Source organism: Bradyrhizobium sp. CCBAU 45321, assembly GCF_028128975.1.
Taxonomy (GTDB): domain Bacteria; phylum Pseudomonadota; class Alphaproteobacteria; order Rhizobiales; family Xanthobacteraceae; genus Bradyrhizobium; species Bradyrhizobium yuanmingense.
Window position 1 is genome coordinate 1 of sequence record NZ_LFKZ01000040.1, and the last position, 567, is coordinate 567.

Consider the following 567-nt stretch of genomic DNA (forward strand, 5'->3'; position numbering starts at 1 on the left):
GAGTTCTCGAACGGCCGCTACATGGTGCAGTACCGCGAGCAGCTGATGCCGCTGGTGGCCATGGAAGGCGTCACCATTGCGAGCCAGGGTGCCCAGCCGATCCTGGTGTTCGCCGACGACGGCCGCTCCATGGGCCTCGTCGTCGACGAGATCATCGACATCGTCGAGGAACGGCTCAACATCGAGGTCGGCGGCTCCTCCTCCGGCATTCTCGGCTCGGCCGTGATCAAGGGCCAGGCCACCGAGGTGATCGACGTCGGCCACTTCCTGCCGATGGCGTTCGCCGACTGGTTCACCCGCAAGGAGATGAAGCCGTCGCTGCATTCGCAGTCGGTGCTTTTGGTCGACGACTCGGCCTTCTTCCGCAACATGCTGGCGCCGGTGCTGAAGGCCGCCGGCTACCGCGTCCGCACCGCGCCGACCGCGCAGGAGGGCCTCGCGGCACTGCGCGCCCAAAACTTCGACGTGATCCTGACCGACATCGAGATGCCCGACATGAACGGGTTCGAGTTCGCGGAAGTCGTCCGCTCCGACAACAACCTCGCCGCGACGCCGATCATCGGCCTG

At 66.0% G+C, this 567-nt stretch carries 1 protein-coding gene; it reads left to right on the forward strand.

Features of this window, described 5'->3' with window-relative positions; all coding sequences use genetic code 11:
• The coding region (locus ACM43_RS09560) for a response regulator (RefSeq protein ID WP_271539847.1) at positions 1-567 on the forward strand (567 nt) is incomplete at both ends.